Genomic DNA, 25,995 nt, shown 5'->3' with positions numbered 1-25,995 from the left:
TCACACTCCCCCGGCCTGGGGCAAGGATGTGATCAAGGTGCAGCCGCAGGCACAGCAGTGCCCGTCCAGCGCAACTGGACGACCTTTATGCTTGGAACGCACATCGCCTTCGGCAATCTGATTCAATCCATGGAAAGGGATAGGGCAAAACACCTTATCGCCCAGGCAGGCCACGGGTTTGCCCATGAATTTCATACCGCTGACGCCCGTCAACACCACACCGCCAGATGAAAGTTTGTCGCCTTCGCGAATTACGCCTCGCATGAGAACCTCCAGATATCAACGCCCTGGCGTTTTAACGCGCCACTTGGGGAATAAAAGAAATATCGACGTAGTATTTTTTCGGGTTGCGCTTATGCATAAACACTTTGAGAAGCTCGGTATTTATGTAATCGGAAGGGTCGAACCAAATATTTTCACTTTCAAATACATGGATGCAGTTTGTCGCTGGATTCAACCAGTGACAGACCACGATAAAAGGGTTCTCGCCATTAACCGTCAGGCTATGATTAAGCCTCACTGACTGGAACTTGGCGTCGACAACTACACCATCGCGTTGCAGATAATCCTTCTTGCGACGTTTCAGCTTGCCGATCAGAAATATAACTCCACCGACAAACAACATCGGCCCACCCATCGTTGCCAGAATCAAAACCGAACCCCAAAGTTCAAAAAAACCACTTAGCTTTGCACCCTGCGGGTCCTCTGGCGCATACAGAACCTCGACTTTTTCACCTACCGAGTAGGAGGGTGGATTGGTCCCGGCCGAGGAAGTGAACTCGACCGTTTGCCCATCCTCAGTGACAAACTGTACGACTGGCTTGAAAGTGATAGAGTCCTGGCTTCGCTGGCTATCAAGATCTATTACCGTACCTTCCACGGACACTGCATTCTCCAGAAAGGCGGTGGAACTGTTATAGGCCATCACAGCGCCCAAGAGCATAGCAACGCCCGAAGCGGTGAACACGTATTTTATAATCGAAAAAATCTTCACTCTAAACTCCTTAAAAAGACAACGTGAGGCTCTCCACTTTGGAGTGGAGTCAACATTAATATCGTTCGCCATATTTACGCAGGCACTCTACCCACTAGGCAAAGTCTCTGTTACTTCCTGATGCACAGGTTCCAGGCTATTGACTACGCAGCGCATTGTGCTGCTGTCCAAAACAATCGTACCTTTTTCAGAAAATTGACCAAATGGATTTTTTTCTGTTCTATGGACGTTAACTCCGCCCCCCCAATAGGGATCGGCATAGCTTTGCCCGCGCATTACTTTTGTATAATGGCCAAACGTATCCTTGGATACCGGGTTGCCCGGCCCTTGCGGATCCTTCAATGATGAGACCTTATAATAATCCGGATCGTACCAATCCTTGACCCATTCATAGCCGTTATCCGACATTGAATATAAACCCAATGGATTGGGTGGAAACATATTTACTGGCAGAGGTGTATAAAACCTTGTCTTCCAGCCCATTTGCTGTGCAAAAGCCATCCTGTCTCCATCGCTGGAGATATTAATTCCCTTGGGTTCATACGATTCACTAACCAAGCTTCGGGGTTCGGCTTTATAAGTGCCGTCATCGGTAGCGACCATCAGAAACTGCCCACGGCTGCGCGCGGCATATTCCCACTGAGCTTCAGTAGGCAGAGCAAAAGGAAGCTCAGTGATGAAGGATAGCCAGGCACAGTACTGCTCCGCCTCATACCAGTCCATATGGGCGGGTGTATTGGAGGTGGAGTTAATATTGTCCCAACTTTTTTTACTGGCCATCCCTTTATCCCGCAGTTTTAGACCACCTAACCTCAGATGAAATTGATATTCATCGTTGGTCACCTTGAATTTATTGATCGAATAGCTACTTAGCTCAACTTTATGCAGCGGCTTGCTGTCCTGATCGCGATCATACGGCGCTCGTTCAGGGGCGTACTTAGAACCAAAGTCACCCATCAAAAACTCACCGCCTTCTACGAAGACCAGATTGTCTTTAACAGATTTAATGAACTGCTGAAACTCCGCCTGAGAAACGGGCGTAATCGCCGGCTCGGATAATTCCACAGCCTGTTCGCAGCCTTGCAGCGTCAAGGATATAAAGATACCCGATACGATTCTGGCACTCTTCATTGCTGATCCTTTAACTCAGAAGGAGCGGCATCAGACTTATCCATGGATGGTAACGGTGTCACAGGGTCCGGACTATTGACTACGCAGCGCATTGTTTTGTCAGCTAAATAAATCGAACCTTTTTCTCCGAAACGACCATAGGGATCTTCGGCTGTTCTAAAGACATTAACGCCCCCTCCCCAGTAGGGGTCGGCATAGCTTTGACCACGTGTCACCTTCGTAAAATGGCCAAACTTATCTTTGAACACAGGTTTATCCGGTCCTTGAGGGTCTTTCAGTGGTGAGGATTTATAGTAGTCCGGGTCATACCAATCCCTGACCCATTCATAGCCGTTATCCGACATTGAATATAAACCCAAGGGGTTTGGCGGAAACATATCTACGGGTACCGGTGTAAAACTCCCGGTTTTCCAGCCCATTTGTTTGGCAAAAGTAACCCGATTTCCCCGACTAGAAATATTAATTCCTTTAGGATCGTATGACTCTGTAACCAAACTGTAAGGTTCCGCTTCGTAAGTACCATCATTGGTGGCAACCATCAGATACTGCCCACGGCTGCGCGCAGCATATTCCCACTGAGCTTCGGTAGGCAAAGCGAAAGGTAGCTCGGTGACGGAGGCCAACCAGCTGCAGTATCGCTCTGCCTCATACCAATCGAGGTGGGCGGGCGTATTGGGTAACGAGTTGTTACTGTCCCAATCTGACTTGGATACTCTGCCTTTTTCTCTTAGTTTCAAGCCCTTGAATTTGAGGTGGAACTGAAACTCAGAGTTAGTCACCTTGAACTTAGTCATGGAATAACTACTGAGCTCAACCTTATGCAGCGGCTTACTGTCCTTATCACGGTCATACGAGGCTCGTTCAGGGGCATACTGAGGACCAAAGTCACCCATCAAAAAATCACCGCCCTCAACGAAAACCAGATTATCTTTAACGGATGCAATGAACTGCTGAAACTCCGCCTGAGAAACGGGCGTAAGCGCAGGCTCGGATAATTCCACAGCCTGTTCGCAGCCTTGCAGCGCCAAAGGAATAAAGATAGCCAATACGATTCTGATAATTTTCATTGCCGATCCTTCAACTCAGAAGGAGCGGCATCAGGCTTATTTATGGATCGTGGGTGCGTCACGGGTTCCGGGTTGTTAACTACGCAACGCATTGTGCTACTGCCCAGAGCTATAGTACCTCTTTCGCCAAACCGTCCCATTGGATCCTTTTCTGTTCTATGTACGTTGAAACCGCCCCCCCAATGAGGATCGGCATAGCTTTGCCCTCGCATCACTTTTGTATAGTTGCCAAACGTATCCTTGAATACCGGATTGCTCGGTCCTTGCGGATCCTTCATTGGTGAGATTTTATAATAATCCGGATCGTACCAATCCTTTACCCATTCATAACCGTTGTCCGTCATCGAATATATTCCCAAAGGATTAGGTGGGAACATATCCACGGGCAATGGAGTGAAACTTCCGGTTTTCCAGCCCATTTCTTTGGCAAAAGTTACCCGATTCCCCCGGCTGGAAATATTGATACCTTTAGGATCGTATGACTCCGTAACCAAGCTGTAAGGTTCGGCTTTATAGGTACCATTATCAGTAGCAACCATCAGAAACTGACCACGGCTACGCGCGGCATACTCCCACTGAGCTTCGGTTGGCAGTGCAAAAGGTAAATCCGTGACCGAGCCGAGCCAGCTACAGTATTGTTCAGCCTCATACCAGTCGATGTGTGCAGGTGTGTTAGGTACAGAGTTAATGTTATCCCACTCTGACTTTATCACCGCACCCTTTTCTTTTAACTTCATGCCGTTATATCGGAGGTAGAACTGAAATTCTATGTTAGTCACCTTGAATCTATTGATCGAATAGCTAGTTAGCTCAACTTTGTGTAATGGTTTACTGTCTTTATCCCAGTCGTACGACGACCGTTCAGGGGCGTATTCAGGGCCAAAGTCACCCATTAAAAACTCGCCGCCCTCAACGAAAATCAGATTGTTTTTAATGGATGCTACAAACTGCTGAAACTCCGTATCAGTAACAGCTACCGGTCTAGGCTCTGTTGGTGTCGTTGCCTGCTCGCAACCTTGCATACCAAGAACAACGGCGACGCCGAACATAAGATTTATCGTATTCATCGATTTTCCTTGATATCAGACCAATTGACCCAATTCCGTCCCGCATGGGCCAAAATCGCAACGCTTCGGAAAATCGGGATTGGGCATAGTATTGAGCTGATAGAACTCCGTATCATTCATGTCCAGCGCGTAACCCAGGGCAATTTCTTTCTTCAGTCGTTTAAAAATATTGAGCAGATCTTGCGCACGATTGTGGCCTTCCTGAAGGAAGCGTACCAAGTGTTGCGCCTGCTCTTTTACTATTTCAGCTTCGCTATTTTCTCCTCGCAAACTTGAGCCATTTGCCGTGATACGGCACATCACCTTGCTCCACTCGGAGATAGTTTGGATACTTGTTAGCACGCAAATAATCGCCTCCTTGCGGTCAACGTAAATATCACCCAGTAGGGTCCTATTGTCCGCATCAAGGTGATCGATTTTCCCGTGCCTGGTCAGCAGATAAAGGAGAATTCCCTTGGCTTCTGGCGTGTGGAGTAACAATTCTCGCTTAGATTCAATAATATTTCTGGCAAGCCGATTGCGTCTTTCCGACGCCTCCATACCCTTACGGCCTTCCTCCTCAATAGTGATGATGAATTCGTTGAACTTTCTACCGAGATCATCAGCTGTTTTGAGGGCCTTGTCATACCCCTGATAAACCTGCCCCCCTATCTTATCCATTTGCATAACGCAATACTGGCTATATGCATTGAAAGCGTCTCGGGTTATAACGTTAAAAAAACTATAATCCAAACTATACAACTGATAAATCAACCAAGCCCCAAACTCAGCAATATTGGCAACGCTGACTTCTGCTATAAGCCCACCCTTGGCGCCTTTCCCCCAACACAGGCTGGCGGCAACATGGAAGCAAAACTTGCCGTTAATAAACGTGCAGTAAAATTTGCCGCCAATGCCAAGGCCCACCAGACCGGCAATGCTGCTGCCAATGCTGCAAAAGTCAGTGAACTGGCCGCTGGATTTCAATATCCCTGTGGGCGCTGCCGGATCGCCAGGCGGTGGGGTGGGTTTCATCCATTGCAGGGATCCTTTCATGGCGAGTTCTGCACGGGCGCCGCGAAAGAACTCGCCCGTTATCTGCAGCCCTTCATCCTCTTTATCCATTTTCTGATAAAACGTTTTGCCGTTTTTGCGCTCGCGAAAAGTGGGTGGCTTTCCACCCGGTTGCCCGGCGATTATTTGTTCGTCGCCCAGCTGTGCCACTTGCAACTGCGCTTCAAGTTGTAACGAACTGCCGACGAAACCGCTGACTTGGGCATCAAGGCAGAGCCGAATCAGGCCCAGGTCAACGGTACCGGCATTTTCTATTTCCATCTTCAGTTCCCAGCCGGTACGGTCCGGGACAAAAAAGCTCAGGTTGCCGAAACCCGATGCCACGGTCAGCGTGCGCTTGTATTCACCGTTGATGGAAAGCTGCTTTTTTTCTACATCAAATTCGACCTTGCCACCCGCATTCGAAGTAAAGCGCATTAACTGTGCAGCGCCGGAAGCGTCGACGTTCGCTCCCAACTTGGTCTGGCCGTGAAGGCTGTCATTCCAGCTTTTAGCCCAGTCGAAAAGTACGTAGTCCTCGTTCAAGTCGTTCAGGACATCCTCGGCGTCGGCCCACTTGAGGACATCTTTCAGCTCGAGTTTAAACTTGGGCGCTTTCAGAGTAGTCAGCTGCTTTTTCAGCTTATCGGTATCAATCCGCGTATTGCCGTTTTCGCCTTTAACGTAGATGCTTTGGGTCGCGTCTTTTTTGTCAGTGCCCTTCAAGGAAACCGAGTGCAGTTTGCGACCGTCCTTGGTTTTGCTGAAATAGCCTTTGTTGACGTAAGCAAGGCCAGAGCTTTTACCCTCACCCTTGCTTTTACTGCCTTTCCCGGCGACGGGAATAAGCTCGACGACGTCTTTATAGCCCAGACCTTTATGGGAAAGATCGGCCAGTTTGTCTTGTACCTGCTTTCTTTTTTTCTCCAGTTCGATTTCTGCCGCGTCAACTTCCCTGAGTTGTGAAACGGCAGCCAATGCATCAGCCATGGCTGTCTGCGCATACCTTTCCAATAGCTGGTTGTAATGGTCGCTCGCCTGATGAAACGCGTCCATGCTGGTATTCATACCGCGCCAGTGATTTTCGAAGGCAGTCGCTTCGCAAGGGCTAATGAAAACAAACTCTTCAGTTTCTGGTCGGAAGTAGCACTGCGTTCCTCGATCATCAACAACAGTCTTGGAGCCCTGCTTGCAGATCTGATTTTCGGCCACTGGCTTTTCGGCTTCGTTCATAGTTTCGGACTCCACGATTATTCAAAAAACAGCTGGGATTTTTTCGAGTCGAGCCCGTAATGAATCTGGGTGTCACCGTTTTCGTCGGTCACTCCACGCAGCACGCGGCCATCACTTGTTTCGATTCGATAGGGTCTGAACGCTCTTGGCTCGTTGACTGCCAGATCCTTAACCTGGAAGTTGCCCGACATCGGGAATTTATAAATCGGGTCTTCCAGAACCATTGGCATCAAGGCCTTGTCGAGAGACGCTGAGCCGCCCCAGGCGATGTTGTCGTTTTTGATAAGCAGCTCGCCCGGCGCGCCGATTTCGATGGAGCCATCCTTGAGCTTGATGTAAGCGCCTCGGCTCATAAGCGTGATGCCCTGAGCGGCGTTCAAGGTGATTTCGCCGTTGACACTGTTAAGCGTCAGCGCCTTGTCGGCTTGCAAGGTGATGGCATCGCTTTGCGCCTGGATATCCACAGGGCCGCGAGAAGCAACGAGCCTGATTCCCAGCTTCTGGGCAAACAGGCTGACGGCCTCACCTGCAGCCACGCTGAAGCGTTTGAATACGGTTACGTCGGCGCTGTCGCGCGCCGTGGCGGTAAGGTTCTGGCCAGCCGAAAGCTGAATGTTGGCCGGTGTCGTCAGCGCGATTCCCGCCGGTGCCGAGGCGATCAACCCTGCCTCTCGAAGGCCATCCAGCGCACTTTGCAAACCCTGCTGCGATTGTTCGTCAGCTGGCAGTGCACCCGATACGGAGGCACTGCGCGCCAGGCTCTTCACCAACTCCAAGGCGCTGCTCAACTGCGCCAATGCGGCATTCATATCCAACGTCTGGCCTTGAGCTTTGGGCTGCGCATCCGCACTGATAAACACCCCTTTACCACCCCGAATCGCCCCCCAGCCATCGGTCCTCAGCTCAAACCCTTCGCCGCGTTTTTTCTTCTCGGCGTCGACCAGGTGCCCAAGGTTGAGCTGGCTTTTGCCGCTGTGTTCGGTGCTGAGTTTGATGTGCTCGGAGCCGCGCAGGTCTTCCATGCGCAGTTTGTTGTTGGCCGGGGTGCGCAGGACGTTGCGGGTGTAGTCGCGTTTGCGCAGGGTGACGTGGTCCGGGCGGCGGTCATCGTGCAGGGCGTGGGCGATGTAAGGTCGGTCGGGGTCGCCTTGTTCGAAGGCGATGGCCACTTCGGTGCCGGCAATCAGCGGCAGATGCAGGCCGTGAGTGTCGCCGGCATACGGGCGCGCGAGGCGCAGCAGCATGCTTTCCTGACCGGGCTTCCAGCTGTCGCGGTCGAACAGGAAGTTGACCCGATAGTAGCCATCCCGGTCGATTTCGGAGTAAGGGGCATTTTTCTGCGGGCTGGTGACGCGCGCCGGTACGGTGCCGGCGATTTGCGGCTTCGCCACCAAGGGCGGGCGGAAGCAGACGGTTTCCGAATAGGGGATGGCCTCGAAGGTGACTTCGAAGCTGCGATCACGGGCGGCGCAAGTGTTCAGTTGGGTAATGACTGCGCCCGGCGCGAAGGCCTGCGGAGCGCCGGTGATTTTCAGGACCTGACCGAGGCCCAGCGTCGCGCTGCTGCTGGCACCGCTGAGTTGGGTCTGGCCGTTGAGGTAGCGCTCGTGACGCAGGCGCGCGTAGAAAAAACCGCTTTCGCTTAACAGGTCTTCATCCTGAGCAATCCGGTCGCCGAGTTCTTTGTAAGGTTCGGCGTAGTGGTACGCCTCGCCATAGGTGGTTTTTGCGCCTCGGGTCTGGTCGACTTCGCCGTTGAGCCAGGCATTGGCATCGCGATGGTGATAAGCGCGAAAGTTGATGTTCTTTTCCACCACTTGGTGGCTGGTTTGCAGTTGCCACACGCCATCCTGTCCGCTGCTGGTAAAACCAGACGGCGAACGCAAGGGCAGTTCGACGCCGAACTGGTAATGACGCTGGTCGTCATGAAACTCAACAACATCAATCTTCAGGCGTTGGTCGACGGTGAAGCGAAACCAGATACCCACTTCGGCGAGCAGCCGGGTAATAAACACCAAGTCGCTTTCGCCGTATTGCATGACCTGTTCGCGCCTGGGGTAGTCGCGCGCCAGCTTGAACAGAAAGTCCTGACCTTCGAAGTTATGCCGACTGCGCAGAATGCTCTCGACAATAGTCGGCACCGACTGATGCTGATAAATGCGGAACTGTTTACCCGTGCCGAGCAGCGCGAGACGCGGTTGCAGGGTCAGTGCGTAACGGGCTTCATCGTTGGAATCGGACAGGCGCTTGAAGCCGGTGACCACGCCATGCAACGTGCGCAGCGGCGGCTCGGGCACGACGGAAAGGAAATCCGGCGTCATCTTCGGGTACTTGGGCGGCAACCCGTGCAGACTGAACGTCGCGGCCCGACCGAGCATCTTTTCGACCGCAATGTCCTGCGCCGCAGAGGTGAACTCCACGTCGTATTTGAACGGCTGGCTCAGATGTTCTTCGCCCTTGAAAGTCAGGACGTCGAGGGATGCATTGACATCACTTACTTGCAGTTTGTGACGGCTGTGGTCGAAGAAAGCGCGCAGTGCAGTGGACATATTCAGGCCTCCGTGGCGGTGAGTGCGTCAGTGAAATGCAAAGTGATGCCTTCTTCGTCGCTGTAGCCCAGCGTCACGCCGCGGGTTTTCTGTTGGGCGGCTTGGCGTTGCAGCAATTGCTGGCTCAGTACGGGCAGGATTTGCTGGTTGAGCAGGCTATCGATGTTGCGCGCCCCGGCATCAGGTAACAGGCATGCGTCGACGAGGGCGTCGTGAAGACGCTCGTCGATCTGGCAATCCAGGCCGTAATGGCGATGCAGGCGTTTGGCAACTTTGGCGAGTTTCAGGGCAACGATGGTTTTCATCGCGTCGGCCAGCAGCGGGCGGAAGATCAAGGTTTGAAAGCGCGCCAACAGGGCTGGTTGGAAATGCTCGCGCAGGATTGGCCGCAGCAATTCATGCAGAGTGCTTTCCGATGCGTCAGGCTGCGCTTGCAGGCAGGCTTGCAGTTCATCGCTGCCGAGGTTGGAGGTCATGACAATGACGGTATTTCGGAAGTCGATTTCACGTCCTTCGCCATCACGCATGAAGCCGCGATCAAAGACCTGATAAAACAGATTGAGTACGTCGCGATGAGCTTTCTCGACTTCATCGAGAAGTACGACGCTATACGGCCGCTGGCGTACCGCCTCGGTCAGCACGCCGCCTTGGCCGTAACCGACATAACCGGGAGGCGAGCCTTTCAGTTGGCTGACGGTGTGGGCTTCCTGGTACTCAGAAAGATTGATGGTGATGAGCGATTTCTCACCACCGAACAGAGCATCGGCCAGCGCCAAGGCAGTTTCGGTCTTGCCTACTCCGCTGGTACCCACCAACAGGAAAACGCCCAGCGGGGCTTTTTCTTCGGTCAAGCCAGTCTTGGCCGCGCGTAGACGTTGGGCCAGCGCGCCGAGAGGATGATCCTGGCCAATTACGCGCTCGCAGAGCTGCTGTTCCAGCGCCAATAAGCTGGATTGTTCATCCTTGAGCAGGCTGCCAAGTGGCACACCGGTCCAATCGGCAATCACTTCGGCTACGCTGCGGCTGCCCACGTCGAGCGAGAGCAACGGCTGGTTGCCCTGAATTTCAGTCAGGCGTTGCTGAAGCTGCGCGCAGGCTTCCATCGCAAGCGGTTCAGCCTGTCGCGCGTCGAGCAATTGCTGTGTGAGGTCGAGTTCGTGGCGATATTGCAGTTCAAGTGTTGTTTGCTGCTCGTGCAGCTCGACATGCTGCGCAGCGATCATCGCCAAACACTCGTCGTCACTACTGCCGCTGAGTTGCGCGTCGTCTTCCAGCGCTTGACGCTCCAGTTCCAAAGCGGTTTGTCGGGCCTTGAGCCGGACCAATGCCTGCGGTTCGCAGTCCAGACTCATGCGCACGCGGGCGCTGGCAGTGTCGAGCAGATCGACGGCTTTATCCGGCAGTTGTCGACCGGTCAGATAACGTCGCGAAAGGCTGACCGCTGCCTGAACGGCTGCATCCTGAATATGTACGCCGTGATGGCTGGCGTAGCGGGCTTTGAGGCCGCGCAGCATGAGGCAAGCGTTGGCGTCGTCCGGCTCATCAACCTTGACCATCTGGAAACGCCGTTCCAGCGCAGCATCTCGCTCGAAATACTGTTTGTATTCGCTCCAGGTGGTGGCGGCGATGGTGCGCAGTTCGCCACGGGCCAAGGCGGGCTTGAGCAAGTTTGCCGCATCAGCCCCGCCTGCCTGATTACCCGCGCCGATCAACGTATGCGCTTCATCAATAAACAGCAGTATTGGATTGGCTGATTGCTGCACGGCATCAATAACGTTTTTCAGCCGTTGCTCGAATTCACCTTTGACGCCCGCGCCTGCTTGCAGCAAGCCCATGTCGAGGGTGCGTACGCTGACAGATTTGAGACTGTCCGGAACGTTGCCCTCGGTGATCCGCAAGGCCAGGCCTTCAACGAGCGCGGTCTTGCCTACCCCCGGCTCGCCGACCAGGATCGGGTTGTTCTTGCGTCGGCGACTGAGGATGTCGATGACCTGGCGGATTTCATCGTCTCGGCCGAATACCGGGTCGATCCCCCCAGCCTTGGCTTTGGCGGTTACGTCCTGAGTGAACTTGTCCAATACGGCCAATAAGGCATCGTTCTTTTCAGTGTTTGATGGAGAGTTATTGAGCAAGCTTGAAGGTACTTCTGTTGAGTCCAGCGCCGCTTTTTGCTGGACCTGCGGACGTTCTTCGGAGTGTTGATCAAGCAACGGAAACAGGTGTTGCAATTGCGTTTCGCTGAGGCTGAGCAAAGGCCAAGCAGCTTCGCAGGCAAGCAGGCTTGGGGTTTCCAGCAAGGCACCGAGCAGATGGCCTGAACGCAGGACATCGTTGTTGTCATCCAGTGATGCGCGGAGCCAGGCATTCTTGATCAGTTGCTGCAATTTTTCACACAGCTGAGGCTTGTGCTGAACGTTGCGCGGCAAGGTATCAAGGTGGTCGAGCAGCCCTCGCCAAAGCGCGTCCATGTCCCATTCGTAGCGACGCGCAATAAGCGTCAGATCGCCTTCGCCTTGCTCCAGCAACTTGAGCAACCAATGCTCGATGCTGATCTGGGCATGAGCACGGCTTTGGCATAGCGAAGCGGCCGCACTCAGCGCCTGGACGCAATAAGGATTAAGTCGACGAAGCAAACGGGTGGAATTCTGGGCCATGGAGGGCGTCCTTGTTCTGGAGTCTCGGTCTTGAGTCGGGGGCTTGAACTTCGATGTGCTTGGCTGAATGCCCGAGAACGGAAACTCAACCCTGCACACTGAAAGTCAGCAGACGGGCGCCCGTCTGCTGACTACATGCATCAGGCGCTAGGGCGCTCGTTCCAGGCGTCCGTATGCTCGATGTTGCCGTCTACGTAACCCCACTTGATTTTTTCGTAACGAAGTTCAACCTCTTCCATGTGGTTGTGTTTCTCCTTCGTCGGGTCCTTGATGTCGTGCATTATCGAAGTCACTGACACGACCTTGACGCCTTCCAGCGTGGTCATGAAGTAGGCTTCTTCGTGACCCGATTTGTTGATGCGATAACAAACGAATTCCGCCTTCGCAAGGCTTTCCCCAGTAGTCACCGCTTTGTAAAGGTAGGTACTGGAGACATCGACCTCCTTGGTGAACACATAAGGTCTGTGAATTCGTGTGCCCGTTAGCTTCCCTGTGTTGTTGTCAGTAGGGATGGACACCCGATGGCAATGGGCCAAGACCTCAATACTGTCCTGACGCCCGGCCACCTCCACCGAACCTTTGATCTCGTTACCGCCATCACCCTGCAGCCACAGGTAAACGGGAATTGCCATGTGAAACTCCTTTCTTAGCTATCGAATGTCGCGATTTGCGACAGGGGTTTTCTGTCCAGTCCCGCAGCGGGAAGCACGCAGGCCCCCACTTCCGGCACCAGACGGATATCAACGCGGCGGTTAGCCATGCGTCCGTTTTCGGTGTCATTGCTTTCGATGGGGTGGCTGGCACCAAAGCCCTGGACTGCGAAGCAGCTGTCCGGGATATCGCCCATGCGCTGAATCCAGTCGCGCACCGCAGCCGCTCGTGCGCGGGATAACAGGAGGTTGTGTTCGGGGTTGCCCGTGATGTCGGTATGCCCGGCAATGACAATCAACCAGCCGGGTTGGGCCTTGATGTCAACCAGTGCATTGATCAGCATCTTTGCCGACTCGGGTTTGAGCTGGGCGCTGCCGATACTGAACAACGACAGACTGTCGAGGCGTACCGGCTTGGGGATTTTGCCTGGCGTTGGCATCGCGGGCGGCTGACGATATTTGGCAATCGTCGCCAACAGTGGCGCCCTCAGCCGTTCTCCATGATAGAGGCCCAGACCCAACGACAGCGGTTCGCCTTGTCGGTAGTAACTGTCCAGCCGCTCGGCATCCTGGCGCAGCACGCTTATCGCTTCTTCACGCTGAGTAAATTCGGGTTGATCGCGACGGCTTGCTTCGGGAATCGACGTGTAACGACGAAGGTCATCACTGATCTGCCGCAGCAGCAGGTTGTTCTGCCAAGTAGAGCTGGCCATCGCGATAAGTCCGCCCAGCGCGAACAGCCATAACGCAGCCACGCTCGCGCGACGTAACGGGGTGTTTTGAATATGCGCCGGCAGCAAATGCAGCAAGGGGTCAGGGAATGGCAAGGTCGCGTCGGCTTCAACCAACGCGTGCTTGGTGACAGGCAGCGCAACTTTGTCGCGCAGCCATTGCTGCCACAGATTGCACGCCACACGTTGAGGCAATGCCGGAACCAAGGTGACCGCGCAGGAGAGAGCGAGACCCGCAGAACGGTGTGTGTCTTGACCTTTGAAGTGCGGCAGCGCTTCTTTACCAAGCCACTCCACGAAGCTGTTCAGCTGCACACAGGTTTGCATTCGCGCAGCCTGCGTCGCGCCGTCAGCGGATAGCCGTTGCCAATCATCCAGACTGAAGCACGCTCCGCCGTCACGAACGTTAGGACTGGTTTGACCCGCCTCCCAACTGAACCAGGGACCTGCGCCGCGCAGGGCTTGCAGATAACTCACCAGCAGCAACGGCATTGCTATGCCGCGCTTGCGAGTCAACGCCAGCTGGTAACAGAAAGTGCGCACCCGGCCCGCCAATTCCGGGCAGTCGGAATGTTCGGCAGGGTTGACGATGAACATCACACTGAGCTGGCCGCCCCAGTCCGGGCGCAAGGACAGCAGGCTTTCGGTCAAACCTGGCAGTTGCTCGAAATCAGGCACACGCAGGTAGCAACCTTGCTCGGTGATGCGCATCGCCAATTGCGCAGAGGGTGTTGCCCCGAACAGACCAACCAGACCATCGCCACAGACCAACACCACCGGCTGACGATAGGCAGCCGGTGGCAACGACGTACCGTCGGCCAAATTTAGCGACTGACTTTGAAGCGCTGCCGTACGCCCGGTCCTTCTCCATGCCAGGATCAGAAAACAGGCAACCGCGAAAACCGCCATTACGCGCAGCCCGGCGGGCAGCGGGACGATAGCCAGCAATGCGAGGGCAAGCGCGCCCGCCCACAGCAAAAGAGCGCGAGAAAGTGTGAGTGTCATCTGCGCACCCTCACTCCTGACCCGGCAACAACGAGGCGACCAAATTGACCAATAGATGGTCCAGTCCCAACCAGGCACCGACCAGCAATCCGCCAACCGCCAGTACATGAATCGAGGGCTGCTGAATCCAACGCCCCGAACCCATGCGGGAGCCCTGATTCAGTTGGGTTGGTAACGAATGACTCAACTTCAGCGGTGCGACATGCGCATTTAGCGCAGTCACAACCTGCGCACGCTCCGGGTTGTTTTCCTCGTGGTAACGCCCCTGAAAACCAAGCATGAGCACGCGGTGGAATACCGTCAGCACGCTCAGATCAGGTGCCGGCTCACGCAGCAGCTCGCGCATGTCCTCATACAAAAACTCGCCAGCCTGATGACGACTGAAGAACTTGGCCTGCAAGGGTTCGCGAGCCCATTTCTCATGAGCACCGCCTTTGGCAAACGTGAGCGCAGTCTCATCAAGCAGCGCGCATTGAGCGTGACTGATGTAGTCAATGTTGCGCTTGCTCAGACCAGCGCTCTCAAGCTGTTGGCGTACGTATTCGACCTGCTGGGCGCACAGCTTCGGCAGTTCGAGATTGTTCTGCACCTCGCCTCCTTGCCGAAGTTCTACAACCAGCAAATAGCTGTCTTGCAACAGCGAGTCGATGTTCACCGCAGTGGCGAATTGTTTTTTTGCTTTGATCAGGCTCATGTGCGCAACACCGCAAACAGTTCCAGTTTCACGTCGGTCAGCGTGCTCGGTACATAGAAGGCACATGCCCCTTCTGCCAGCATGGCTTGGCCTTTGGGATGGCTGATATCCAGCGCGAAGTATTGGTTTTCCAGACGCAGGGGAATTGCGGCCGGCACGAGACTAAGGGACTGCAAGGGAATGCCGTCGAGCGCGGCGTTGATCAAGCGACCGACCTCATCCGGCGTACCCGCTTTGCACAAACGCGGGAACTGACTTTGGAGCTGAGCAGCAGGCATGCGGCAACGCACGGACAAATAGAAGTCAGCTCCTTCAGGCTCACGCAGACGCGGATCGTTAAGGCTGACCTGCCAGCGGTTGGTCCCCGTTTCCTCCAGTTCCAGCGCAACAACACGTGAAGGCAGGCTGGCCTCCAGCAAGGTGGAAATGGTGCGCATCAACGGCGGGAATACAGATTCCAGATCTTCGTGGCGATACGCTGGGATCTTGTCCAGATCGTGTTCCAGCGAGAAGGTCAGCAAGCTGCCGGTCAGCTTGACCAGCTCCAGATAAACCTGCTCAGGATGTCGCGCGGGATGAGCGTTGAAATCAGCCAGCACGGGTTGATAGGTGTTCAAGGCATTGAGCAACCAGAACAAAGACACGTCCGCTACAGCGAAGTCAGCCATACGCTGGTTGCTTTCACGGCGCATGCCCATCAGCCGCTGCCGCTTGGCGGCCATTTGGGTCAACAGATTGTCGAATTGCGCCAATAGGCCAGGGTGAGCAGCGAAGCTGAGCAACGGTGGTACATAGCCAGGATCGAGACTCCAGGCACCTTGTCCGTCGCGCACAAGACGCGCAATCGGACAGGTCAGATAATCCGCATTGTCGTCGCTTTCCAGACGCAGACTTAGGGCCTGCTCCAGTACACCGATCGACTGTATTTCGTCCGCGTAGACGTCCTGCACTTTGCGCCAGTCCTGGCGATAGCGCATTGGACGATCCGCCCGCCCCCCATCAAACAGACAGTTGTTGCCATTGGCCTGCTCAAGCGGCATGGCAAGGAGCAATGTCGAGCTCTGAATTCCATCAGGTAGCGATCCGGCCAGCTCAAGCGCAGGCGGCAGCCGATCCACGTGATCGGTATCGATCAGCGTGCCATCAGGCATGCGCATGCATATTTGAGTTGCCTTGAGCTTGCCGAGCCGCAGGGCTTCCGGATCAAAGCCCACTGCCTGGACACCCCAAGGATGTATCAGAGACAGATGGGCCAGACATTCATTGGCCCAAGCTTCCCAACGTGCCTGTTGCTGGAATTGCTGCGGGGACAGAAGAGCCCCCGCAGCCCAAAGGGGGCGGTCGATTTTCATGGCGTTGTTTCCCTACGAAGTAACTCAGGCTTTCGCCTTGGGCATCTGCGAAACCAGCGACAAGTTGACGTCCATGCCTTCCACCTGGAAATGCGGTATGGCGAACAACTTCACGCGGAAGAAACCCGGGTTATCGTCGATGTCCTCTACAAACACCTTTGCATCGCGCAATGGGTGTGAAGCTTGAAGATCGTCGCCGGGATCAGTCATCTCGGTAACCAGCCCTCCGACCCACTTGTTCAGTTCCAGCTCAAGCACGCGGCGGTCCTTGGTGGTTCCGATGTTTTCGCGCTGGATAAGCTTCAGGTAATGGGCGATACGCGACAGCAGGAAGATGTACGGCAGGCGTGAGTTGATCCGGCTGTTGGCGGTCGCATCAGACGTGTCGTACAGCGCTGGTTTCTGGCTGGAGTTCGCCGAGAAGAAGCACGCGTAGTCCCGGTTCTTGTAGTAAGAAAGCGGAATGAAACCCAGATTGGCGAATTCAAATTCACGAGTTTCCGGGATCATGACTTCGGAAGGGATTTTTACCTGATTGCCAGTGCCTAGGTCGTAGAGGTGAATCGGCAGATCTGTAACGGCGCCACCTGACTGCGGCCCGCGAATCTGTACGCACCAGCCATTGGCGATGAAACTTTTGACCATGTTTGCAGCGAAGGCGAACGACGCATTGGTCCACAGATATTTGTTGTGGTCGGGGCCTTTGACGCTTTCGACGTAGTTGAAGCTGCGTACCGGAACGGTGTCCGGACCATAAGGCAAGCGACCCAACACACGGGGCATGGTCAGGCCGATGTAACGAGAGTCGTCACTGTCACGGAATGACTTCCACTTGATGTATTCGGCACGGTCGAAATAGTTGCCAATGTCCTTGATGGCGGCAACCTCCTCCATGGATTTTTTACCGAAGAAAGCCGGACCCACCGAGCCAATGAACGGCATGTGCGCCGCCGCTGCTACTTTCGAGATGTTGCGCAACAGCGCAATGTCCTGCGGGTTGCGGTCGAATTCGTAGTTTGAAATAGCCGCCGCAATAGGCTCGCCGCCTGGCGTGTCGTATTCCTGAATGTAGGTATGGGTATACAAACCGCTTTGGGCGATTTCGGGTGCATCTTCGAAATCTTGCACCAGATGGTCTTTGCTCAGATCCAGCAGCTCAATGCGCACGTTCTGGCGGAAGTCGGTTTGATCGATCAGCGATTTGACGCCGCGCCACGTCGACTCCACACGCTGGAAATCATCATGGTGCATCACTGCGTCGAGCTGACGGCTGATTTGCTCGTCGAGTGATGCAATGTGGTTGTCCAGCAGCGTTTTATCCAGCCGCGTTACTTTCTGCGAGGATTGCTTGAGCAGATTCAAGAACACACTGACTGCCGCAGTTACACGCTCATCGGCAGAAACTTCGGCCAGCGCTTCATTGGTCTGAAATGCTTCGATACCGCCGAGCGTTATAACCGGGCTTAGATTGATTTTGGCGAACAGGGCGCTGTATACGCTCTGGTTTTCTTCAGACAAGACTGTATCGCCGCTCAAAGGTGCGGAGGACTGTTTTGCGGACATATGGCAACTTCCCTTTCAAACAAATCGAGGTTGATGAACGATCTTATTGAGCTTCCTGAGGAGCCAGGGCAGCCAACTCGGCTCGTAGCTCATTGCTCAGCGCTTCATCCTTGAGGATGCATTCCAGCTCATGGCGGAAGGTCGCGTTATCCAGGAGATTGGATTTGAGGTCGCGCAGCAGGTTACGCATCGCCAGCAGCGCCCTGAGCTGTGGAATCTGACGAGCAACCTGCTCAGGTTCGAAGTCCTTCATGCTCTGGAAATTCAACTCGACAGACGTGTCGGAGTTATCACCCAACAGGGTGTTTTCCACCGCAAGTTTCAGGCTTGGCGAATAATCCGCCAGGACGCTATCGAAATTGTTTTTATTGATGTTGACCTTGCTTCTTTCAGACAGAGGGCGCTGTTCTTTCCCGTTGCTGTAGTCGCCCATCACCATAAGCTTCAGCGGCAGCTCGACCTTCTTCTGGGCACCGCCCGTATGCAGATCAAGCTTGATATTGACCCGCGCCTTTGGCACTTCATTTTGAAAACTGTTTGAAGCCATAACCCCTCCAATTCCGGCAATAGCAAATGCCACTACGAAACCAACCAAGATTGGAATTTACAACTTCTGCCGATTTGTTGATCCATCAGCCAGCGTAGATAAATTCCGTTTAAATACATGAAGCAATGACTTGCTCCACCATCGCGTTTTCACGAACGGCCGAGAATAGATCAAGGCAAGGGACAAACTCTACCCACAGAAGCCACTCTCGGAATGTTCCTGCGAACTTAAAGAAACTTCCTACAATTTCGTACTAGATACTGTAGGACTTACCTCGATATTCCCCGCAAGATCAGAAATAAACTCAGGCTACGGGTCGCGAGTAATCAGATATCGATCCGGCCTGACTCGGCCCTTGTGGGGCCTTCGCAGGAGAGTCCGGAGGCGATTACTCATTGCTGCCATCTTTTGTTGCACTTAGCGGGTTTAAACACGTTGAGTAATACGTATAAATACCGCACTTGCGCTCTGCTGGACCTTTAACCTTTGCGTTGTCGTTGTTAGTCAACGACCGGATTTGACGATCCGATAACGTAAGCTCCGCAGAATACCGCTATGGCGGCTGTGCGCGGGAGGCCTTAGGGCCTACCGGTTTGCCTGCGTTTCCGGTTCGTCAATCCGCGCACAGCTGCCACCCTAATTGCTTGACGACAATTGAGGTGGCCTCAATAAATAAACGTTGGAGCCTCATAAATGCCTTACAACCTCGAATCGCCCCGCTACATCCCCCTGACCCATCACGGCCTCGACGGTGCCGTCCTGCTGCTCGACAGCCAGGCACCGCTCAAAGACCTGCACGCTTGCGTCGAGTTACGGGTGCGGCTGGCCACGGAGTTTCTCGACGCTGTGTCGAGCAAGAAGCCCGGCGGCGCAGACGACTACGATCTGAGCGCCATGGCGGGTACGGCTCATTTATTGATGCAGGAAGCCTGCGATATGAATCGCGTGATTGAAAGACGGCTGTGGGAAGGTAACCCAGCCTAGGTGCGAACAAAAAACGGGCACCCAACCTCGTTGGTGTGCCTGCCTCCTTACCAATGCTGTCTTGGTTCACATCTCAGGAAATTCAACCTGATTGATGCCTTTATGGTGGCCTGACCCCTCGATAGGATATAGCCAGATAGGCCACAAGAAATGATTAACCGGGGGCCGCCAATGACTGCTAAACCGACAAAGCTCACAGATCGGGAAATTGATGCCCTGGAGCGGATGGTTCCTGTGCTGGCAAAGCTAGCAACCAAGGCTGCTTATTATCGTGCGTTATCGGCCAGTAACAGCGTCCTCATTATCGATTCTGGTGATCTGGTCCGGGTATCGCCTGATGGAAGCAAAACATTTGTAGCCAAGGGCAAGCCACGTAGAAAGGTAGCAGTCGGCGAGACGATCACAGTGCGTCGCCTGGAAGGTAAAAAAACAAAGGGGGATATCACACGGGACTAAGTCGTGAAATCTCCGGCTATCCGATTGCTGGCTTGGGCAGTCGTCAATCGACTACGTTTCAAAGGTTTTTCCTACCCCGCACATTCAACAAAAAACGGGCACCCAACCTCGTTGGTGTGCCCGTTCTTTCACTGCTCGCCTTGCGTCAAGGCGTACAGCTGGTGTCTATGGGTTCACGCTGTCCTTGAGTGACTTGCCGGGTTTGAAGGCTACCGTGTTGCTGGCCTTGATTTTCACAGGCTCGCCCGTTTGCGGGTTTTTGCCGGTGCGGGCGCCGCGATGGCGTTGCAGGAAGGTCCCGAAGCCGACGAGCGTGACGCTGTCCTTGCGGTGCAGGGCGCCGGTTATTTCTTCGAGGACGGCATTAAGAACGCGGTTGGCTTGTTCTTTGGTGAGATCCGCCTTTTCAGCAATGGCGGCTGCAAGTTCTGGTTTACGCATATGAAGCCTCTTTTACGGTTTTTTGTTTTTATGTCCCGTGCTGCCCATCCCGAGCAGCCCAAGGCGCCGCAACGGCTCTACGTTGCGGCAGTCAAGAATGAGGATGGCACGCCGTACAGGCCCGCGCCAGTGCGGGCTTGAGGTTTATGTGAACAAAATCGCGGCTTATCCGACAGAACGACCCGTATTCAGGCCAGCAAAGCCGGGAGTGTCTTGTTGAGGGCGAGCTTTTCCATCACGGCGGTACCGGTCAACGCGTAACCGAGCAGGTTGCCCTCCGCGTCGTGACACAGCGCCTTGATGTCGGCGCCCTGCCCTTCGACGCTCCACACGCCAATGGTCCCGCGTGGGGGCGGCGAGACCACCAAAGGGCAAACCGGGGTTTTCACCGTGATCGGCATCGGGCCATATTTAACGGCGGTCGGCGTGCCTGCCAGGGTTTGCGCCAGCGCGCGGGCGCAACTCATCAGCGGCATGACGTAAAGCAGGTTCAGGCCATCGACTTCCGCACAATCGCCCAGGGCGTAGATGTTGGCGTGGGAGGTTTTCAGTTCGCGGTCGACGAGGATGCCTCGGCTGGTCTGCAGGCCCGCCGCGGCGGCGAGATCGACGCGTGGGCGCAAGCCGATGGCTGACACCACCAAATCGCAGGCAATCACTTCGCCATCCGACAGATGCGCTTCGAGCCCGCTGTCCGTGCGCAGCAGGCGGGTCAGGACCGGCCCGAGGTGGAAGCGCGCGCCGAGGCTTTCGAGGCCTGCGCGCACCGCCGCCGCTGCGGCCGGGTGCAGCAAGGTGGGCATGACTTGCTCACACGGCGCGACCAGATCGACTTCGTAGCCGCCGAGGATCAAGTCATTGGCGAATTCACAGCCGATCAGGCCGGCACCGAGGATCAACACGCGCCGCTTGCCCGCCGCTGCGTCACGAAACAACGCGTAGTCTTCCAGATCGTTGATCGGGAAGACCGCATCGGCTGCATCGCCTTCGATGGGCACGCGAATGGTTTCCGCGCCCCAGGCCAGGATCAGGTCGCGGTAGTACACCGCTTCTTCGCCGATCCACAGGCGTTTGTGCCCCGCATCGATGCCGCTGATGCGGGTGTGGGTACGTATTTCGGCGTTGAGTTGCACGGCCATGGCGCCAGCTTCGGCCATGCTCAGGCCGTCGGCGTGTTTATTTTTGCCGAAGCCCGTGGAGAGCATCGGCTTGGAATACGAGCGACCGTCATCGGCGGTGATCAACAGCAGCGGCGTTTCGCCATCGAGCTTGCGAAATTCCCGGGCCAGGTTGTAGCCCGCCAGGCCAGTGCCAATTATCACGACAGGTGCGTTCATTCGGTTTTCCAGGAAGTTAAGGACAGGTTGAAGCCTGAATCAGTTGATTTCGATCATTTCGAAATCGATTTTGCCGACGCCGCAATCCGGGCACAGCCAGTCTTCAGGAACGTCTTGCCACAGCGTACCCGGCGCGATTCCGTCATCCGGCCAGCCATCAGCTTCGTTGTAGATCAGGCCACAGACAATGCATTGCCACTTTTTCATCAGAATTTCTCTCAGGTTTTCAGGGTGTCGCCGGCATGGCGGTCGATGGGTATCGCGCTTGCCACCGTGCTCAGGGCGTTTTGTACTGATCGGGGCGCCCAGATGCAAGCCCGATCATTGTCGCGGCGCGTTGCGGGTCATCGGTTGCGACGGTCAATCATGCTAAGCTCGCCGCCTTTATTAACGCCAATAACTGCTTATTGTGACCCAGCAAAAACCCGTATTTCCCACCCCGATCTGGCTGGAGCGCGAGTCTCTCATCGAGACACCTGCGCCCGTGGTCCTTAAGTGGCTGTTCCATGAGGATTCCCTGACTCGCCGTCTGACCGCGCTGTCGGGCAATCGTTTTAGTGTCACGCCGCTTTTCGAGGGCTGGCAACCGCTTCGCGACGACGAGTGTGCGGCGCTGGATCTGCCTGAGCGCAGCATCGGCTGGGTCCGCGAGGTGTATCTGCGCGGCCACGACGAAAAGTGGGTTTTCGCCCGCAGCGTCGCGGCGCGCAGTGCCTTGCAGGAAGGCGGCTTGAATATGGACGAGCTGGGCACGCGCTCATTGGGCGAATTGCTGTTCTGCGACGAAGCGTTCCTGCGCGGCCCGTTACAGATCTGTCATTACCCTGCGGCCTGGCTGCCAACGCCGGACGCCGCCGACAATTTATGGGGTCGCCGCTCGTGCTTCAGTCGCGGCCCTTTGAAGATATTGGTCGCCGAGGTGTTCTTGCCGACACTCTGGCAGGCAATTCACACCGGGGAACACCGCTGATGTACCTGACGCTGCTCAAATCCCTGAATCGCCTGAATCCACGCGCCTGGGATTTCATTCAGTTGATGCGCCTGGACAAGCCCATCGGCATTTACCTGCTGCTGTGGCCGACGCTGTGGGCATTGTGGATTGCCGGCAAAGGCGCGCCGTCGCTGGCCAACGTCATCATTTTCGTCGTTGGTGTGTTCCTGATGCGCGCCGCCGGTTGCGTGATCAATGATTTCGCCGACCGCAAAGTGGACGGCCACGTCAAACGCACCGAACAGCGACCGCTGGTCAGCGGCAAGATCAGCTCCAAAGAGGCCCTGGCGCTGTTTGCGCTGCTGGTGATCGTGAGTTTCCTGCTGGTCTTGCTGACTAATCCCACAACGATCTGGCTGTCGTGCGGTGGCCTGGCGCTGGCCGCCTGCTATCCGTTCATGAAGCGCTACACCTATTACCCGCAAGTGGTGCTGGGCGCGGCGTTTTCCTGGGGCATGCCGATGGCGTTCACCGCGCAAACCGGGGATTTGCCCGCTGCTGCGTGGTTGCTGTATATCGCCAATCTGCTGTGGACCGTGGGGTATGACACGTATTACGCGATGGTCGACCGGGAAGATGATCTGAAAATCGGCGTGAAATCCACGGCGGTGCTGTTCGGCGATGCTGATCGGGTGATCATTCTGACCCTGCAAGGTCTGGCATTGGGCTGCTTGCTGCTGGCGGGCGGACGCTTCGAGTTGGGGATTTGTTTCTATCTCGGCCTGTTGGTGGCAGCCGGGTGTTTCGCCTGGGAATTCTGGTCGACGCGCAGTCGTGATCGACAGGCGTGCTTCAAGGCGTTTTTGCATAATCACTGGGCGGGGCTGGCGATCTTCGTCGGCATCGTTGCCGATTACGCGCTGCGCTGACTGACAGGTTCGTGGCCGGCAGTCAGCGCCAGAGCAGATTTAAGGTTTGACGACGTGCCAGGCGCCGCCTTTGCCATCGCCAGTCGTGTCGCCGGCCTTCTTGTCATCTTTATAGAAGTACACCGGTTTGCCGTCGTAGGCCCATTGCATGTCGCCGTCATCACGCTTGATAGCGGTCCATTTACCCGAGGCCTTGTCAGCCGCCGCAGCTTTCAATGGCGGCCAGTTTTCAGCGCACTTGTCGTTGCAGGCCGATTTGCCGGCAGCATCTTTATCGAAGGTATAAAGCGTCTTGCCGCCGTGATCTGTCAGCATGCCGTTATCGCCCATCATTCCCGGCTCGGCAGCAAACGCCAGCCCCGAGGATGCCAGTGCAGCAGCGGTCAGCAGGCCCAGCAACGTTGATGAAAATTTAGCCATTGGATAATCCTCTGTTGTTGTAAAAATTATTGTAGGACAGACCCGTAAGCTTAGACCTGTAACAACGTGGCATGCTAGCCCCATCCCAAGCTGTCACACGACTGCAATAATTCCGTTATCTAATGCGCCCCAAGACAGTTAAATGACAAGAGGTTCGAGCATGGTTGGCAGGAGCATTCTGATCGTTGACGACGAAGCGCCTATTCGCGAAATGATCGCCGTTGCATTGGAAATGGCCGGCTATGACTGCATGGAAGCAGAGAACTCTCAGCAAGCCCATGCAATCATTGTCGACCGCAAGCCGGACCTCATCCTGCTCGACTGGATGCTGCCCGGCACCTCAGGCATCGAGTTGGCTCGCCGCCTCAAGCGTGACGAGTTGACCTGCGACATTCCAATTATCATGCTCACGGCCAAGGGCGAGGAAGACAACAAGATCCAGGGCCTGGAAGTCGGCGCCGATGACTACATCACCAAACCCTTTTCGCCACGCGAGCTGGTCGCGCGCCTGAAAGCCGTGCTGCGTCGCGCCGGTCCGACGGATGGCGAATCGCCGATTGAAGTGGGTGGTCTGTTGCTTGATCCGATCAGTCATCGGGTCACCATCGACGGCAAGCCTGCGGAAATGGGCCCGACCGAATACCGTTTGCTGCAATTCTTCATGACCCATCAGGAACGCGCCTATACGCGCGGCCAACTGCTGGACCAGGTCTGGGGTGGCAATGTCTATGTCGAAGAACGCACCGTTGATGTTCACATTCGTCGCCTGCGCAAAGCCCTCGGCGATGCCTACGAAAATCTGGTACAAACCGTGCGCGGCACGGGTTATCGGTTTTCCACCAAGAATTGATCGCCGTTTTGCAAGCAGACAGCGCAACCATGAAGTCCGCGCCAGCCAAGGATGTGCTTTCAATTGAATCAAAACTGGTATGGCACCCTGATCCGCCACATGCTGATGCTGGTTACGGCGGCCCTCGTGGTTGGCGCGATCAGCAACCAGTATGGCTGGAGCCTGGCAATCGGACTGGGCCTCTACCTGGCCTGGACCCTTAAGCAGTTATTGCGCCTGCACGATTGGTTGAGCAGCCACAAGGCCGATGAGCCGCCGCCGGATGGCTACGGTTTGTGGGGCGAAGTATTCGACAGCATCTATCATCTGCAGCGCCGCGACCAACGGGTGCGCGGGCGGCTGCAAGCGGTGATCGACCGCGTTCAGGAGTCCACTGCGGCCCTCAAGGACGCCGTGATCATGCTCGACAGTGAAGGCAATCTCGAATGGTGGAACCGCGCCGCCGAGACATTGCTCGGGCTCAAGACCCCGCAGGACAGCGGCCAGTCGGTGAGCAATCTGGTGCGCCATCCGCGCTTCAAGGAGTATTTCGAGCAGGGCAACTACGCCGAACCGCTGGAAATCCCCTCGCCCACCAACGACCGAATGCGCATTCAGCTGTTGATCACCCGCTACGGCAATAACGAACATTTGATGCTGGTCCGTGATGTCACGCGGATTCATCAGTTGGAGCAAATGCGCAAAGACTTCGTCGCCAACGTTTCCCACGAGCTGCGCACGCCGCTGACGGTGATTTTCGGCTATCTGGAAACCCTGCTCGATAACGTCGAAGAGGTGAATCCGCGCTGGGTCCGCGCCCTGCAACAGATGCATCAACAGGGCGGGCGCATGCAGACGCTGCTCAATGACTTGCTGTTGCTGGCCAAACTTGAAGCCACTGACTATCCGTCAGACAGTTATCCCATCGAGGTGGGCACGCTGCTCAAGACCATCAAGGGCGATGCGCAGGCGCTGTCGGCCAACAAGAATCAGCAGATCAGCCTGAACCTCGAAAGCGAAGTGCAGCTCAAGGGCAGCGAAACCGAGCTGCGCAGCGCGTTCTCCAATCTGATCTTCAACGCGGTGAAATACACCCCGGCCGACGGCAAGATCCACATCCGCTGGTGGGCCGACGAGCATGGCGCGCATTTGAGCGTGCAGGATTCGGGGATCGGCATCGAGACCAAGCATCTGCCCCGCCTCACGGAGCGCTTCTATCGCGTGGATTCCAGCCGTGCGTCGAATACCGGCGGCACCGGGCTGGGCCTGGCGATCGTCAAGCATGTGCTGCTGCGCCATCGCGGCACACTGGAAATCAACAGCGTGCCGGGCAAGGGCAGCGTTTTTATCTGCCATTTTCCGGCCATCCAGCTGATCAATCCCTGAAGCGCGACTAGGC

At 55.4% G+C, this 25,995-nt stretch carries 24 protein-coding genes; 6 read left to right on the top strand and 18 right to left on the bottom strand.

Features of this window, described 5'->3' with window-relative positions; translation table 11 throughout:
- The 14 genes from AABC73_RS01060 to tssB form a co-directional block, all read right to left on the bottom strand.
- Entirely contained in the window at window positions 1-264 is a 264-nt protein-coding gene (locus AABC73_RS01060; protein WP_341522092.1) for a PAAR domain-containing protein, read from the bottom strand.
- A 31-nt stretch (window positions 265-295) separates the two neighbouring features.
- Window positions 296-994 carry a DUF3592 domain-containing protein gene (locus AABC73_RS01055; protein WP_341522091.1) on the bottom strand — a complete coding sequence of 233 codons (699 nt, stop codon included), beginning with the start codon at window positions 992-994 and terminating at the stop codon, window positions 296-298.
- Between the two features lie 87 nt (window positions 995-1,081).
- Entirely contained in the window at window positions 1,082-2,125 is a 1,044-nt protein-coding gene (locus AABC73_RS01050) for an SUMF1/EgtB/PvdO family nonheme iron enzyme (protein WP_341522090.1), read from the bottom strand.
- Window positions 2,122-3,192 (bottom strand): SUMF1/EgtB/PvdO family nonheme iron enzyme, encoded by a 1,071-nt coding sequence (locus tag AABC73_RS01045; protein WP_341522089.1) that lies wholly within the window; start codon window positions 3,190-3,192, stop codon window positions 2,122-2,124. Before AABC73_RS01045 ends, AABC73_RS01050 begins: the two co-directional genes overlap by 4 nt.
- A complete protein-coding gene (locus AABC73_RS01040) occupies window positions 3,189-4,259 on the bottom strand; it encodes an SUMF1/EgtB/PvdO family nonheme iron enzyme (RefSeq protein WP_341522088.1) in 1,071 nt (356 codons plus the stop codon). The genes AABC73_RS01045 and AABC73_RS01040 overlap by 4 nt, the downstream gene beginning before the upstream one ends.
- Window positions 4,260-4,274: 15 nt before the next feature.
- Window positions 4,275-6,524, bottom strand: a complete 2,250-nt coding sequence (locus AABC73_RS01035; RefSeq protein WP_341522087.1) for a hypothetical protein — start codon at window positions 6,522-6,524, stop codon at window positions 4,275-4,277.
- A gap of 17 nt (window positions 6,525-6,541) precedes the next feature.
- The gene (gene vgrG, locus AABC73_RS01030; protein ID WP_341522086.1) at window positions 6,542-9,073 is read right to left on the bottom strand and encodes a type VI secretion system tip protein VgrG; all 2,532 of its coding nucleotides are present in this window, start codon (window positions 9,071-9,073) and stop codon (window positions 6,542-6,544) included.
- A 2-nt stretch (window positions 9,074-9,075) separates the two neighbouring features.
- Window positions 9,076-11,727, bottom strand: a complete 2,652-nt coding sequence (gene tssH / locus AABC73_RS01025; RefSeq protein ID WP_341522085.1) for a type VI secretion system ATPase TssH — start codon at window positions 11,725-11,727, stop codon at window positions 9,076-9,078.
- 140 nt (window positions 11,728-11,867) lie between these two features.
- Window positions 11,868-12,359, bottom strand: a complete 492-nt coding sequence (locus AABC73_RS01020; RefSeq protein WP_341522084.1) for an Hcp family type VI secretion system effector — start codon at window positions 12,357-12,359, stop codon at window positions 11,868-11,870.
- A 14-nt stretch (window positions 12,360-12,373) separates the two neighbouring features.
- Window positions 12,374-14,113 (bottom strand): OmpA family protein, encoded by a 1,740-nt coding sequence (locus tag AABC73_RS01015; RefSeq protein ID WP_341522083.1) that lies wholly within the window; start codon window positions 14,111-14,113, stop codon window positions 12,374-12,376.
- A gap of 10 nt (window positions 14,114-14,123) precedes the next feature.
- Window positions 14,124-14,807, bottom strand: a complete 684-nt coding sequence (gene tssL / locus AABC73_RS01010; protein ID WP_341522082.1) for a type VI secretion system protein TssL, short form — start codon at window positions 14,805-14,807, stop codon at window positions 14,124-14,126.
- Window positions 14,804-16,159, bottom strand: a complete 1,356-nt coding sequence (gene tssK / locus AABC73_RS01005; RefSeq protein WP_341522081.1) for a type VI secretion system baseplate subunit TssK — start codon at window positions 16,157-16,159, stop codon at window positions 14,804-14,806. Before tssK ends, tssL begins: the two co-directional genes overlap by 4 nt.
- 24 nt (window positions 16,160-16,183) lie before the next feature.
- A complete protein-coding gene (tssC, locus tag AABC73_RS01000; protein ID WP_341522080.1) occupies window positions 16,184-17,722 on the bottom strand; it encodes a type VI secretion system contractile sheath large subunit in 1,539 nt (512 codons plus the stop codon).
- A gap of 43 nt (window positions 17,723-17,765) precedes the next feature.
- Window positions 17,766-18,269 carry a type VI secretion system contractile sheath small subunit gene (gene tssB / locus AABC73_RS00995; protein WP_341522079.1) on the bottom strand — a complete coding sequence of 168 codons (504 nt, stop codon included), beginning with the start codon at window positions 18,267-18,269 and terminating at the stop codon, window positions 17,766-17,768.
- Between the two features lie 693 nt (window positions 18,270-18,962).
- Here tssB and AABC73_RS00990 point away from each other — a divergent pair.
- Window positions 18,963-19,253 carry a hypothetical protein gene (locus AABC73_RS00990; protein ID WP_341522078.1) on the top strand — a complete coding sequence of 97 codons (291 nt, stop codon included), beginning with the start codon at window positions 18,963-18,965 and terminating at the stop codon, window positions 19,251-19,253.
- A gap of 171 nt (window positions 19,254-19,424) precedes the next feature.
- Window positions 19,425-19,709, top strand: a complete 285-nt coding sequence (locus AABC73_RS00985) for a hypothetical protein (protein ID WP_341522077.1) — start codon at window positions 19,425-19,427, stop codon at window positions 19,707-19,709.
- A gap of 165 nt (window positions 19,710-19,874) precedes the next feature.
- Here AABC73_RS00985 and AABC73_RS00980 read toward each other — a convergent pair whose 3' ends face one another.
- From AABC73_RS00980 to AABC73_RS00970, 3 genes are all read right to left on the bottom strand, one after another.
- Window positions 19,875-20,150 carry an HU family DNA-binding protein gene (locus tag AABC73_RS00980; RefSeq protein WP_003213368.1) on the bottom strand — a complete coding sequence of 92 codons (276 nt, stop codon included), beginning with the start codon at window positions 20,148-20,150 and terminating at the stop codon, window positions 19,875-19,877.
- 188 nt (window positions 20,151-20,338) lie between these two features.
- A complete protein-coding gene (locus tag AABC73_RS00975) occupies window positions 20,339-21,487 on the bottom strand; it encodes an FAD-dependent oxidoreductase (protein WP_341522076.1) in 1,149 nt (382 codons plus the stop codon).
- A gap of 39 nt (window positions 21,488-21,526) precedes the next feature.
- Entirely contained in the window at window positions 21,527-21,694 is a 168-nt protein-coding gene (locus AABC73_RS00970; RefSeq protein ID WP_341522075.1) for a rubredoxin, read from the bottom strand.
- 202 nt (window positions 21,695-21,896) lie between these two features.
- Between AABC73_RS00970 and AABC73_RS00965 the strand changes: the two genes are divergently transcribed.
- Together AABC73_RS00965 and ubiA are read left to right on the top strand one after the other, a co-directional pair.
- Window positions 21,897-22,457, top strand: coding sequence for a chorismate lyase (locus AABC73_RS00965; protein WP_341522074.1), 561 nt, complete (start codon window positions 21,897-21,899; stop codon window positions 22,455-22,457).
- Entirely contained in the window at window positions 22,457-23,347 is an 891-nt protein-coding gene (gene ubiA, locus AABC73_RS00960; RefSeq protein WP_341522073.1) for a 4-hydroxybenzoate octaprenyltransferase, read from the top strand. The genes AABC73_RS00965 and ubiA overlap by 1 nt, the downstream gene beginning before the upstream one ends.
- Window positions 23,348-23,386: 39 nt before the next feature.
- On the opposite strand, the gene AABC73_RS00955 is transcribed toward ubiA, so the two are convergent.
- Window positions 23,387-23,767, bottom strand: coding sequence for a hypothetical protein (locus AABC73_RS00955; RefSeq protein ID WP_341522072.1), 381 nt, complete (start codon window positions 23,765-23,767; stop codon window positions 23,387-23,389).
- Between the two features lie 160 nt (window positions 23,768-23,927).
- Between AABC73_RS00955 and phoB the strand changes: the two genes are divergently transcribed.
- Both phoB and phoR read left to right on the top strand, forming a co-directional pair.
- Entirely contained in the window at window positions 23,928-24,617 is a 690-nt protein-coding gene (gene phoB / locus AABC73_RS00950; protein WP_020291598.1) for a phosphate regulon transcriptional regulator PhoB, read from the top strand.
- Window positions 24,618-24,668: 51 nt separating this feature from the next.
- Entirely contained in the window at window positions 24,669-25,982 is a 1,314-nt protein-coding gene (gene phoR / locus AABC73_RS00945) for a phosphate regulon sensor histidine kinase PhoR (RefSeq protein ID WP_341522071.1), read from the top strand.
- Window positions 25,983-25,995: the final 13 nt, after the last annotated feature.

Source organism: Pseudomonas sp. G.S.17 (assembly GCF_038096165.1).
Classification (GTDB): Bacteria; Pseudomonadota; Gammaproteobacteria; order Pseudomonadales; family Pseudomonadaceae; genus Aquipseudomonas.
This window is presented reverse-complemented; position numbering and strand designations above follow the sequence as displayed.

Bases quoted from the DNA above. Each gene is read 5' to 3' on its own strand.
- tssH (WP_341522085.1), bottom strand. From the start codon at position 11,727: ATGGCCCAGAATTCCACCCGTTTGCTTCGTCGACTTAATCCTTATTGC.
- AABC73_RS00975 (WP_341522076.1), bottom strand. From the start codon at position 21,487: ATGAACGCACCTGTCGTGATAATTGGCACTGGCCTGGCGGGCTACAAC.
- tssC (WP_341522080.1), bottom strand. From the start codon at position 17,722: ATGTCCGCAAAACAGTCCTCCGCACCTTTGAGCGGCGATACAGTCTTG.
- AABC73_RS01015 (WP_341522083.1), bottom strand. From the start codon at position 14,113: ATGACACTCACACTTTCTCGCGCTCTTTTGCTGTGGGCGGGCGCGCTT.
- AABC73_RS00970 (WP_341522075.1), bottom strand. From the start codon at position 21,694: ATGAAAAAGTGGCAATGCATTGTCTGTGGCCTGATCTACAACGAAGCT.
- vgrG (WP_341522086.1), bottom strand. From the start codon at position 9,073: ATGTCCACTGCACTGCGCGCTTTCTTCGACCACAGCCGTCACAAACTG.
- phoR (WP_341522071.1), top strand. From the start codon at position 24,669: ATGTGCTTTCAATTGAATCAAAACTGGTATGGCACCCTGATCCGCCAC.
- AABC73_RS01020 (WP_341522084.1), bottom strand. From the start codon at position 12,359: ATGGCAATTCCCGTTTACCTGTGGCTGCAGGGTGATGGCGGTAACGAG.
- AABC73_RS00955 (WP_341522072.1), bottom strand. From the start codon at position 23,767: ATGGCTAAATTTTCATCAACGTTGCTGGGCCTGCTGACCGCTGCTGCA.
- AABC73_RS00990 (WP_341522078.1), top strand. From the start codon at position 18,963: ATGCCTTACAACCTCGAATCGCCCCGCTACATCCCCCTGACCCATCAC.
- AABC73_RS00985 (WP_341522077.1), top strand. From the start codon at position 19,425: ATGACTGCTAAACCGACAAAGCTCACAGATCGGGAAATTGATGCCCTG.
- AABC73_RS01050 (WP_341522090.1), bottom strand. From the start codon at position 2,125: ATGAAGAGTGCCAGAATCGTATCGGGTATCTTTATATCCTTGACGCTG.
- tssB (WP_341522079.1), bottom strand. From the start codon at position 18,269: ATGGCTTCAAACAGTTTTCAAAATGAAGTGCCAAAGGCGCGGGTCAAT.
- AABC73_RS01035 (WP_341522087.1), bottom strand. From the start codon at position 6,524: ATGAACGAAGCCGAAAAGCCAGTGGCCGAAAATCAGATCTGCAAGCAG.
- AABC73_RS01040 (WP_341522088.1), bottom strand. From the start codon at position 4,259: ATGAATACGATAAATCTTATGTTCGGCGTCGCCGTTGTTCTTGGTATG.
- tssL (WP_341522082.1), bottom strand. From the start codon at position 14,807: ATGAGCCTGATCAAAGCAAAAAAACAATTCGCCACTGCGGTGAACATC.
- phoB (WP_020291598.1), top strand. From the start codon at position 23,928: ATGGTTGGCAGGAGCATTCTGATCGTTGACGACGAAGCGCCTATTCGC.
- AABC73_RS00980 (WP_003213368.1), bottom strand. From the start codon at position 20,150: ATGCGTAAACCAGAACTTGCAGCCGCCATTGCTGAAAAGGCGGATCTC.
- AABC73_RS01045 (WP_341522089.1), bottom strand. From the start codon at position 3,192: ATGAAAATTATCAGAATCGTATTGGCTATCTTTATTCCTTTGGCGCTG.
- ubiA (WP_341522073.1), top strand. From the start codon at position 22,457: ATGTACCTGACGCTGCTCAAATCCCTGAATCGCCTGAATCCACGCGCC.
- AABC73_RS01060 (WP_341522092.1), bottom strand. From the start codon at position 264: ATGCGAGGCGTAATTCGCGAAGGCGACAAACTTTCATCTGGCGGTGTG.
- tssK (WP_341522081.1), bottom strand. From the start codon at position 16,159: ATGAAAATCGACCGCCCCCTTTGGGCTGCGGGGGCTCTTCTGTCCCCG.